The following is an 11,889-nucleotide window of genomic DNA, read 5'->3' as shown; positions in this document are numbered from 1 at the left end:
GATTTGCAATAGCGATAAAAGCTGTGATCGCCTATTGTCGAAAGAGCGTCACGCTGCGCCCTCCGCCTGAAATGCGCACACCATTGTTGGGCGTGGTTTCAATGTTCTCGGCCGCGTCGATCGCCTGCATCACCTCATGCAGGCCAGGAGGTGGCGCGATCAAGCAGACGACAGGAGGCGGCGTACCTTCTACTGCTGGCGGCGTGCTGGTGCGGGAGCCGAAAGTGATCGCATCGCCGACAATGACATAGCCTCGAATGGCTCCAAAGCAGCGCGGCTCCCACCACAATTCTTCATCATCCGCCGTCAGTGCGAGGCCGGAATTTGTGTCCAGTGCTTCCCCGTCAATCCCGGCAACGCGCCAATCACCTTCGAGGGTAGCCGGTGCTGGTCTACCAGGCGCAGGCGGCGGATTCTCTATGCCATCTGGTGCGGGCAGCGTCGTTAGCTGCTCATCGGAGGGCGCTTGCTCGCACCCCGCCAGAGCTATCAGTAGCGCCAGCGACAAAAGGATCCTCACGCTCCCCCTCCTGCTGCGGGTGCAAGCAGCACGCTGCGACCATTGCCGGATATCAGCACGCTGCCATTTGCCGTGCGCTCGATACTGTCCGCTTCGGCCATCGCAGTCCAGATTTCGGGGAGCTCGGACGGGAAGCCGATATCGCAGACCATGCCGGGATTGCCGGGTTGGGGGGCGTCGAAGCGGTCACCTTCGATCATATAGCTAACGCCCTGCCCCGCGCAGTTCGGCTCCCACCAGATGGAAAACCAGCTGACCTCGACCGCAATGCCGGGTGAGAGGTCCTCCCCGTCGAGCGCCTGCACCGTCCAGCTGCCGGTGAGGTCGACGGCGCGTGCGGCGCGATCCTCTGCGTCGGGCTCGAAACCCATTTGCACATTGCCGCCGCGTCCGCTCATCCAGATCCCATCGGCCAGCAAGCGCACAGTATCCGCACCGTCTATCGCAGCAATGATCGCTTCCTCTCCGGCCGCGACGCCGCGCGCGCACATCTCGATGGGATCGCCACCGTAGTCCCAAGGGCCGGTCTCGAGATTTTCGCCGTCACGCTCGTAAGACCAGTTCTCGTAGATGCATTGCGATTGGAAATGGATGCGCTCTGCATCGATGGTGACGGTCGGCTCGTGACCTGCGATGCCGATCATCGGCTCGGCCTCATTCACGTAATTTACCACATAGGTGCCGTGAATAGAGCGGAATTCGAGGTCGGCGGCAGGTTCGCCCGCGGTGTCGCCCCCAATGTCGCCCGAAGCGGGCGCCGGGGTGCAGGCAAGCAGCCCCAGCGGTGCAGCAAACCACAATATCCTCATCGGCAATCCCTTTCATCCGTGACAGGTACGAAAAAGCCCCGGAGGTGCGAACCTCCGGGGCCATTTCCGACTGTTGCGATGAACGGGAGCTTATTCGGCTTTATCGTCCTTCGCTTCTTCCGTCAGGTAGTCGCCAGCATCGGCATCGGTGCCATGTGCTTCGCCTTCGGCATTGCCGATCGGATTACCCATGGCAGCCAGCATCGCTTCTTCGCTGGTGGGTGCATCGGGTTCGACATCATCGACATCCGCTGCGGCCTCTTCAGCTGCAAGAGCTTCCTGCTGCTTCTTGTACTGCGCACGGATCGCCGCGTCGCGCGACGAAGCCGTCACACGCATGCGGTTCATGCCGGCACCGGTACCAGCCGGGATGAGGCGGCCCACGATGACGTTCTCCTTGAGACCGACGAGCGTGTCCTTCTTGCCTTCCACGGCCGCCTGCGTGAGCACGCGGGTGGTTTCCTGGAACGAAGCGGCGGAAATAAACGAACGCGTCTGCAAGCTTGCCTTGGTGATGCCCAGGAGGATCGGCTTGCCTTCCGCCTTCTTCTTGCGCGGAGGCAGCTTGGAATTGACTTCGTTCATCTCTTCCAGATCGACCTGTTCGCCCGGCAACAGCGTGGTGTCCCCACCGAACGTGATTTCAACCTTCTGCAGCATCTGGCGAACGATCACCTCGATGTGCTTGTCGTTGATCTTCACGCCCTGCAGTCGGTAGACTTCCTGGATTTCCGTGCAGAGATATTCGGCCAGCGCCTCGATCCCCAAAACTTCCAGAATGTCATGCGGGTTCGGCGAGCCGGAAATGAGCGTATCGCCCTTCTTGACGAAATCGCCTTCCTGGACGTCGATCACCTTGGTCTTGGGGACCAGATACTCGACTGGCTCACCTTCCTCCGGAACGATCGCGATCTTGCGCTTCGCCTTATAGTCGCGGATGAATTCCATCCGGCCAGAGATCTTGGCGATAACCGCAGCATCCTTCGGAATGCGGGCTTCGAACAGTTCGGCAACACGCGGAAGACCACCGGTGATGTCGCGCGTTTTGGCAGCTTCACGCGATGCTCGCGCAAGGATGTCACCCGCTTCGACTTCCTGACCGTCTTCGACCGACAAGGTGGTGCCCGGAGCCAGCATGTAACGCTGGGCTTCGGTTTCCTCGCCCTTCTTTGTCTTGCCCTTGCCCTTGATGTCATCTTCACCAAGGAAAGTCAGGCGCGGACGAAGGTCTTCCTTCTTGGAACGACCCGTGGCGCGATATTCGGTGACCACGCGCTGGGCAATACCCGTCGCATCGTCGACACGCTCCTCCAGAGTCTTGCCTTCGACAAGATCCTGATAACGCACGACACCGGCCTGTTCGGTGATGATCGGCAGGGTGAACGGATCCCATTCTGCCAGACGATCGCCTTCCTTCACCTTGCCGCCATCCTCGAACATCAGGACGGTACCGTAAGGCACGCGGTGGATCGCGCGCTCACGGCCCTCGGCATCGACAACGACCATTTCACCCGAGCGAGCCAGCGACAGGCGACGGCCCTTCTTGTCCTTGATGGTCGGCATGTCGCGATACACGACCTTACCGTCCGAGATCGACTCAAGGTGCGAGGTTTCGTTGATCTGCGCAGCACCACCGATGTGGAACGTACGCATGGTCAGCTGCGTGCCCGGCTCACCGATCGACTGAGCGGCGATAACGCCGACAGCTTCACCGATATTGACCGGCGTACCGCGAGCAAGGTCACGGCCGTAGCAGGTCGCGCAAACGCCCTGTTCGGCTTCGCAGACCAGCGGCGAGCGGATCTTGGCGACCTGTACTTCGGCCTCCTCGATGTCCTTCGCCAGCGCTTCGTCCACCATGGTGCCGGCCTTGACGATCACTTCGTCCGTTGCGGCATTCACGATGTCTTCCGCGACCGTGCGGCCCAGAATACGCTCACCCAGCGAGGCGATTACGGAGCCGCCCTGCACGATGGCGCGCATTTCGAGTGCGTTCTTCGTCTTGCAGTCCTCTTCCACGATGACGCAGTCCTGCGACACGTCGACAAGGCGGCGAGTCAGGTAACCCGAGTTTGCCGTCTTGAGAGCGGTATCCGCGAGGCCCTTACGTGCGCCGTGGGTCGAGTTGAAGTATTCAAGAACGGTCAGACCTTCCTTGAAGTTCGAGATGATCGGCGTTTCGATGATCTCGCCCGACGGCTTGGCCATGAGGCCGCGCATACCGGCAAGCTGCTTCATCTGCGCAGGGCTACCACGCGCGCCGGAGTGGCTCATCATGTAGATCGAGTTGATCGGTGCCTGGCGACCATCGTCGTCCTTCGGCATCGCCTTGATCTCATCCATCATGGCAGCTGCAACCTGGTCACCGCAACGCGACCACGCGTCGATCACCTTGTTGTACTTTTCCTGCTGGGTGATGAAACCGTCCTGATACTGCTGCTCGTAATCGGCAACCAGCGACTTGGTTTCTGCGATCATGCCGTCCTTCGTGTCCGGAATGATCATGTCATCCTTACCAAAGGAAATGCCGGCCTTGAACGCGTGGCGGAAGCCCAACGACATGATGGCGTCGGCGAACAGCACCGTGTCCTTCTGGCCGGTGTGGCGATAGACCTGATCGATCACATCGCCGATTTCCTTCTTGGTGAGAAGGCGGTTCACGACGTCATAAGGGACGGTGTGCGACTTCGGCAGGCATTCGCCGATCAGCATGCGGCCCGGCGTGGTTTCCACCCGCTGCATGAAGGTCTTGCCCTTTTCGTCCGTCTGCGGGACCCGGGTGTGGATCTTCGAGTGCAGCGTAACGGCACCGACGTGAAGCGCCTGGTGCACTTCATCGATATCGGCCAGCACCTTGCCCTCTCCCGGCTCGCCTTCGCGGTCCATGGAGAGATAGTAGAGACCCAGCACCATATCCTGCGAAGGAACGATGATCGGCTTGCCGTTGGCGGGCGAGAGGATGTTGTTGGTCGACATCATCAGCACGCGCGCTTCCAGCTGGGCTTCAAGGCTCAGCGGAACGTGGACAGCCATCTGGTCACCGTCGAAGTCGGCGTTGAAGGCCGAGCAGACGAGCGGGTGGAGCTGGATGGCCTTGCCTTCGATCAGCACAGGCTCGAACGCCTGGATGCCGAGACGGTGAAGCGTCGGCGCGCGGTTCAGCAGAACCGGGTGCTCACGGATCACTTCGTCGAGGATGTCCCAGACTTCCTTGCGCTCTTTCTCGACCCACTTCTTCGCCTGCTTCAAGGTCATCGAAAGACCCTTCGCATCGAGGCGGGCGTAGATGAACGGCTTGAACAGTTCGAGCGCCATCTTCTTCGGCAGCCCGCACTGGTGCAGCTTGAGCTCAGGGCCGGTCACGATGACCGAACGGCCCGAATAGTCGACGCGCTTACCCAGAAGGTTCTGGCGGAAGCGGCCCTGCTTGCCCTTGAGCATGTCGGACAGCGACTTCAGCGGACGCTTATTGGCACCGGTGATCACACGGCCGCGGCGGCCGTTGTCGAACAGCGCATCGACCGATTCCTGCAGCATGCGCTTTTCGTTGCGGACGATGATGTCCGGCGCGCGCAGTTCCATGAGGCGCTTCAGGCGGTTGTTACGGTTGATGACGCGGCGATAGAGATCGTTGAGATCGGATGTCGCGAAACGGCCACCATCCAGCGGCACCAGCGGGCGCAGCTCGGGCGGAATGACCGGTACGACTTCAAGGATCATCCATTCGGGGCGGTTGCCCGAATCGATGAAGCTTTCAACGACTTTCAGACGCTTGATGATCTTGGCTGGCTTCAGCTTGGACTTGGTGGTCTCCAGCTCTTCCAGCAGATCGGCCTTTTCCTGCTCCAGATCGAGATCCATGAGCATAAGCTTGACAGCTTCGGCACCGATACCGGCAGTAAAGGCGTCTTCGCCATATTCGTCCTGCGCGTCCATCAGCTCGTCTTCAGTGAGCAGCTGGAACTTCTCGAGCGGGGTCAGGCCCGGCTCGGTCACGATGTAGCTTTCGAAATACAGCACGCGCTCGAGCTGCTTCAATTGCATGTCGAGCAGCAGGCCGATGCGCGACGGCAGCGACTTCAGGAACCAGATGTGCGCGACCGGAGCAGCGAGCTCGATGTGGCCCATGCGCTCACGACGCACCTTGGTAACGGTGACTTCAACGCCGCACTTTTCGCAGACGACGCCCTTGTACTTCATGCGCTTGTACTTGCCGCACAGGCATTCGTAATCCTTCACCGGACCGAAGATGCGCGCACAGAACAGGCCATCACGCTCAGGCTTGAACGTACGGTAGTTGATCGTTTCCGGCTTCTTGATTTCGCCGAAAGACCAGCTGCGGATGCGCTCTGGCGAGGCAAGACCGATCTGGATCTGGTCGAACGTCTCCGGCTTGGAGAGCTGGTTGGTGAATTTTGTCAGTTCGTTCATGTCTTCACTTCCCTTGGGGGGATAAACAGGGGTTGGCGGGGAGGCGGACCGTGCGGCCCGCCCTGCCCCTGTTATTCAGCGGCGATCTGGCCAAAGCCGTCTTCGTCTTCCTCTTCGCCATCGGTAAGCGAGGTGAGTTCGACGTTGAGGCCCAGCGAGCGCATTTCCTTGACGAGCACGTTGAAGCTCTCCGGAATGCCGGCTTCGAAGGTGTCGTCACCCTTGACAATCGCTTCGTAAACCTTGGTGCGGCCGACCACGTCGTCGGACTTCACCGTCAGCATTTCCTGCAAGGTGTAGGCGGCGCCGTAGGCCTGCAGGGCCCAGACTTCCATTTCACCGAAGCGCTGGCCACCGAACTGCGCCTTACCGCCCAGCGGCTGCTGGGTGACGAGCGAGTACGGGCCGATCGAGCGGGCGTGGATCTTGTCGTCGACCAGGTGGTGCAGCTTGAGCATGTAGATCACGCCCACGGTCACCTTACGGTCGAACACCTCACCGGTGCGGCCGTCATACAGGTCGGACTGGCCGGAGCTGTCGTAACCTGCCTTCAGCAGCATGTCGGTCACATCGCCTTCACGCGCGCCATCGAACACCGGCGTGCCCATCGGGACACCGGCACGAAGGTTGTGTGCGAGTTCGGCGACTTCTTCACCCGTGCGGCTTTCCAGATCGTCGTAATAGTTCTCACCATAGACGTCCTTGAGCTTGTCCATCAGCGCAGCAGGCGGCTTGCCGGCGGTGGCATCGGGGTTCGATGCACGCCATTCGTCAAGCTGCTCGCCGATCTGGTGGCCAAGACCACGAGCGGCGAAACCGAGGTGGGTTTCGAAGATCTGCCCCACGTTCATGCGCGAAGGCACGCCCAGCGGGTTCAGCACGATATCGACCGGCGTACCGTCTTCGAGGAACGGCATGTCTTCTTCCGGCAGAATGCGCGAAATCACACCCTTGTTACCGTGTCGGCCAGCCATCTTGTCGCCCGGCTGCAGCTTGCGCTTCACCGCGACGAAGACCTTGACCATCTTCAGAACGCCCGGCGCGAGTTCATCACCGCGTTCGAGCTTCTCCTTGCGGTCCTCGTACTTGTCCTTGATGGCCTTTACCGCTTCATCATACTGGCCTTTCACAGCTTCGAGCTGCGCCTGCATGTTGTCATCGGCAACGGCGAATTTGAACCAGTCGCGCTTCTCGATGCCTTCCAGCACCGATGCGTCAATCACCGTACCCTTCTTCACACCCTTTGGAGCGGCGGACGCGGTCTGGCCGGCCAGCATTTCTTCCAGGCGGTTGTAGGTTGCACGGTTGAGGATGTTGCGCTCGTCTTCGCTATCCTTCTTGAGGCGTTCGATTTCCTCGTTCTGGATGGCACGCGTACGGTCATCGATTTCGATGCCGTGACGGTTGAAGACGCGGACTTCCACGACGGTACCCGCAACGCCCGGCGGCAGGCGGAGCGAGGTGTCACGCACGTCGCTGGCCTTTTCACCGAAGATGGCGCGCAGCAGCTTTTCTTCCGGCGTCATCGGGGACTCGCCCTTCGGCGTGATCTTGCCAGCCAGGATATCGCCCGGGTGCACTTCGGCACCAATGTAGACAATGCCCGCCTCGTCGAGGTTGCGTAGCGCTTCCTCGCCGACGTTGGGAATGTCGCGGGTGATGTCTTCCGGGCCAAGCTTGGTGTCACGCGCCATGACTTCGAATTCCTCGATGTGAATCGAGGTGAAGACGTCGTCCTTCACGATACGCTCGGAAATGAGGATGGAGTCCTCGTAGTTGTAGCCATTCCACGGCATGAAGGCGACGAGCGCGTTCTTGCCGAGAGCGAGTTCACCCAGATCGGTCGACGGACCGTCTGCGATGATGTCGCCCTTTTCCACCACATCGCCCACTTTCACCAGCGGACGCTGGTTGACGCAGGTGTTCTGGTTGGAGCGCTGGAATTTCTGCAGGCTGTAGATGTCGACGCCCGGGTTACCGGCATCGACTTCGCCCGAGGCGCGGATAACAATACGGGTCGCATCGACCTGGTCGATCACGCCGCCCCGCGTTGCGGCGATGGCAGCGCCCGAATCGCGGGCCACGGTTTCTTCCATGCCGGTACCGACCCAAGGCGCTTCGGCCTTGACCAGCGGCACAGCCTGACGCTGCATGTTCGATCCCATCAGCGCGCGGTTGGCGTCATCGTTTTCCAGGAACGGAATGAGCGATGCAGCGACCGAGACGAGCTGCTTGGGGCTGACGTCCATCAGCGTGACCTGCTCGTTCGGGCTCATCACGAATTCGCCGTTCTGACGGGCGGAGACGAGCTCTTCCACGAACTGGCCCTTGCCGTCGGTGGCAGCCGAGGCCTGTGCCACGGTATGCTTCTGCTCTTCCATGGCCGAGAGGTAGTTCACCTCGCTCGACACCTTGCCATCCTTCACCGAACGGTAAGGCGTTTCGATGAAGCCATACTTGTTCACGCGGGCGAAGGTCGACAGCGAGTTGATCAGACCGATGTTCGGGCCTTCGGGCGTTTCAATCGGGCAGATACGGCCATAGTGCGTCGGGTGAACGTCGCGGACTTCGAAGCCAGCACGCTCACGGGTGAGGCCGCCCGGGCCAAGTGCCGAAACGCGGCGCTTGTGGGTGACTTCCGACAGCGGGTTGGTCTGGTCCATGAACTGCGAAAGCTGCGAAGAACCGAAGAATTCGCGCACTGCGGCAACCGCAGGCTTCGCATTGATCAGGTCGTTCGGCATGACGGTCGATACATCGACTGAGCTCATGCGCTCCTTCACGGCGCGCTCCATGCGCAGCAGGCCGACGCGGTACTGGTTTTCCAGCAGCTCGCCCACCGAGCGCACGCGGCGGTTGCCGAGATTGTCGATGTCGTCGACGTCGCCCTTGCCGTCCTTCAGGTCGACAAGTTCCTTGACCACGGCAAGGATGTCTTCCTTGCGCAGCGTGGTGACGGTGTCTTCGGCATCGAGTCCAAGGCGCATGTTGAGCTTCACGCGGCCAACCGCGGACAGGTCGTAACGCTCACCATCGAAGAACAGGCCTTCGAACAGAGCTTCGGCGGTTTCCTTGGTCGGCGGCTCGCCCGGGCGCATGACCTTATAGATGGCCTCGAGGCCTTCTTCGCGGTTCTCCGCCTTGTCGACAGCCAGGGTATTGCGCATCCACGCACCGGTGTTGACGTGGTCGATATCGAGCAGTTCGAGCTGGTCGACGCCTGCGGCATCAAGCTTCTCGAGGTTTTCCGGCGAAACTTCTTCGCCCGCTTCAATGTAGATGCGGCCAGTCTTTTCGTCGATCAAATCCTTGCTGGCATAGCGGCCGAAGATTTCCTCGGTCGGGATCAGCAGGGTTTTGAGACCGTCCTTTTCGGCCTTGTTGGCAGCGCGCGGGGACACCTTTTGGCCAGCGGGGAAGACTTCCTCACCCGTCTTGGCATCAACCAGCGCGAAAGCGGGCTTCGCACCGCGCCACTGTTCGGCGACGAACGGGATTTCCCAGCCTTCGCCGCCCTTCTTCTTGCCACCGGCACGCTTCCACGTGACCATGTCATAGAAGTGATCGAGGATTTCTTCCTGGTCGAGACCAAGCGCGAACAGCAGTGCGGTGACCGGCAGCTTGCGCTTGCGGTCGATACGCACATTGACGATGTCCTTGGCGTCGAATTCGAAATCGAGCCACGAACCGCGATACGGAATGACGCGGGCAGCGAAGAGGAACTTGCCCGAAGAGTGCGTCTTGCCGCGATCGTGATCGAACAGCACGCCCGGCGAACGGTGCATCTGGCTCACGATCACGCGCTCGGTGCCATTGATGATGAAGGTGCCGTTCTTCGTCATGAGCGGCATGTCGCCCATGTAAACGTCCTGCTCCTTGATATCGAGCACGGAGCGGGATTCGGTTTCTTGGTCGACTTCGAACACGATCAGGCGCAGCGTCACCTTCATCGGGGCTGCGTAGGTGATGCCGCGCTGGCGGCATTCGGTCGTGTCGTATTTCGGCGGCTCAAGCTCGTAATTCACGAAATCGAGTTCGGCGGTACCGGCAAAGTCGCGGATCGGAAAAACGCTGCGCAGCGTCTTTTCCAGACCGGAGACATAATCGATCGAAGGATCGGAGCGCAGGAACTGCTCGTAGCTCTCACGCTGCACCTCGATCAGGTTCGGCATCTGCACCACTTCGTGGATGTCGCCGAAAATCTTGCGGATGCGCTTCTTCTTGGAACCCTGAACTTCAGGAGCTTTCGCCTTGGTCGCCATAATGTGGACGGGCCTCTTCTTCGCGTGTGTGCGCCAGCAAGTTTTGCGGGCGCGAAAATTTTCGTGAGCGGGAATATCGCGCGAGACGCAGAAAAGGCCGACGATGAGCGCACCGCTACCGGTGCCGCATCGCAGCCTTGATCAAATCATGTCTCACGCAGATGCCGAAACTTCCGTTCCTGGATGCGCCCCCGCGTAAAGGCGTACCTTGCTCGAAGCTCTTCGGCGATGGGGGCCATATAGGAAGCGTGTAGGATTCGGTCAATGGGTGGATGGATCACCCCAGATTGACCCTTGTCGAGCCCGCCTCCACGGTTGCCACCAGCGCACTGCGCATCTCGCCGCCCGTTGTCGTTACACGATCTACTACGCGGAAATCGGTCTGCCAGCGCTCTGGCGTCACATCGCATAGCGCGAATCCGCGCTGCGCATTGTGCCATTTCAGCTGGTCGTTTTCCGCGGCAATCGCGGTGGTATCGCGGCGCTGGAATTCGCCATCGCCATTTGAGGTGATCGACGTCGTCACGAATTCAGGCGCGATGGGTGCAGGGCCCGGGTCCTGACCATCGAAATGCAGCTCGCCAGCGTAGTTCTGGTGCTCGTCTCCGGTAAGCACGACCGGGTTGGCATCGCGCAGGCTCGACAGCGTTTCCAGCACACGGCGGCGCGGATCGCGATAGCCTGCCCAGCTATCGGGATTGACGACGCTGCCTTCACCCGGAAGCCGATCGAGATCCATCATCATCACTTGCTGGGCGATCGCCTGCGAGTCGCGCAGCTTGTCTTCAAGCCAGCTGGCCTGCGCCTGTCCCAAAACCTCGGCCTCGCGGTTGAGGTCGTCGCAATTGGGCTCCCAGCTGTCACCGCACGCCTGATCGGTTCGGTATTGCCGGGTGTCGAGCAGGTTCAGATCAAGCAGATCGCCATAGCGCGCTTGCCTGAACAGCTGCATGCGCGGCCCGGTTGGCAATGACGAGGCGCGCAGCGGCATATTTTCATAATAGGCCTGCATCGCAGCCTGTTGGCGCAGGGCGAAGATCCGCGGCGGCACGCCATCCTGATCGATGTCATCGACCCAATTGTTATCGATCTCGTGATCGTCCCAGGTTACGAACCATGGCGCAGCGGCATGTGCGGCCTGCAGGTCCGTGTCAATTTTGTATTCGGCATAGCGACGGCGATAATCGTCCAGCGAGTACGTCTCATCGCCCGTGACCTGCCGCGGATTTTCGCGTGGCCCATTGGGGCTGTTCCACACGCGGCGTGAGCGCCCCTCATATATATAGTCACCATAGCAGAAGACGAAGTCCGGCTCTTCTTCCGCCAGATAGCGGTGTGCAGTGTAAAAGCCGTGCTCGTAATTCTGGCATCCGACGATGCCGAAGCGCACCCGGTCAACCGGCGCGCCAAAGCTGGGCGCAGTCACCGCGCGGCCACGCATCGAGCGCTCGCGTCCAGCCGAGAAGCGATACCAATAGGGCCGACCGGGCTGCAATCCCGCGACTTCGGCATGGACGGAATGGCCGAGCTCCGGCCTGGCGATGGCTGTTCCGCTTGCGACAATCTCGCTCATACCGCGATCGGCAGCGACTTCCCAATCCACTTCGACCGCGGCGCGCGGCATGCCATATCCGTATTCAAGCGGTTCGGGCGCCAAGCGCGTCCAGATGACAAAGCCATCGGGCTCTGCCTCTCCCGAAGCCACGCCCAGTTGGAAAGGATATGCGCGGAAGATCGGCTGTGCGAGCAGCGGAACAGGTGAAAGCGCTATGCCGAAAACGCTTATGGCGCTCGCACCAAACCCCCGAAGCAGATTGCGGCGCGAAAGCGCGAGGCGGCGATTGATAATGCGGTGGCTCATTGTGAC

5 protein-coding genes are annotated in these 11,889 nt (G+C 60.6%); all 5 read right to left on the bottom strand.

Features of this window, described 5'->3' with window-relative positions; translation table 11 throughout:
* Positions 1-31 precede the first annotated feature (31 nt).
* The 5 genes from I5L03_RS03515 to I5L03_RS03495 all read right to left on the bottom strand — a co-directional run bounded on the left by I5L03_RS03515 (position 32) and on the right by I5L03_RS03495 (position 11,883).
* Positions 32-520 (bottom strand): hypothetical protein, encoded by a 489-nt coding sequence (locus I5L03_RS03515; RefSeq protein WP_197920293.1) that lies wholly within the window; start codon positions 518-520, stop codon positions 32-34.
* Positions 517-1,329 (bottom strand): hypothetical protein, encoded by an 813-nt coding sequence (locus tag I5L03_RS03510; protein WP_197920292.1) that lies wholly within the window; start codon positions 1,327-1,329, stop codon positions 517-519. The genes I5L03_RS03515 and I5L03_RS03510 overlap by 4 nt, the downstream gene beginning before the upstream one ends.
* Before the next feature lie 90 nt (positions 1,330-1,419).
* Complete coding sequence (gene rpoC / locus I5L03_RS03505; RefSeq protein WP_197920291.1) at positions 1,420-5,760, bottom strand: DNA-directed RNA polymerase subunit beta'; 4,341 nt, start codon at positions 5,758-5,760, stop codon at positions 1,420-1,422.
* Between the two features lie 71 nt (positions 5,761-5,831).
* Positions 5,832-10,022: a DNA-directed RNA polymerase subunit beta gene (gene rpoB / locus I5L03_RS03500; protein WP_197920290.1), complete on the bottom strand. Its 4,191-nt coding sequence runs from the start codon at positions 10,020-10,022 to the stop codon at positions 5,832-5,834.
* Between the two features lie 277 nt (positions 10,023-10,299).
* Positions 10,300-11,883: an alkaline phosphatase D family protein gene (locus tag I5L03_RS03495; protein ID WP_197920289.1), complete on the bottom strand. Its 1,584-nt coding sequence runs from the start codon at positions 11,881-11,883 to the stop codon at positions 10,300-10,302.
* Positions 11,884-11,889: the final 6 nt, after the last annotated feature.

Source organism: Aurantiacibacter sediminis (assembly GCF_016019885.1).
GTDB classification, from domain to species: domain Bacteria; phylum Pseudomonadota; class Alphaproteobacteria; order Sphingomonadales; family Sphingomonadaceae; genus Alteraurantiacibacter; species Alteraurantiacibacter sediminis.
The sequence above is the reverse complement of the archived record's forward strand: the minus strand, read 5'-3'. Positions and strand labels throughout refer to the sequence as shown.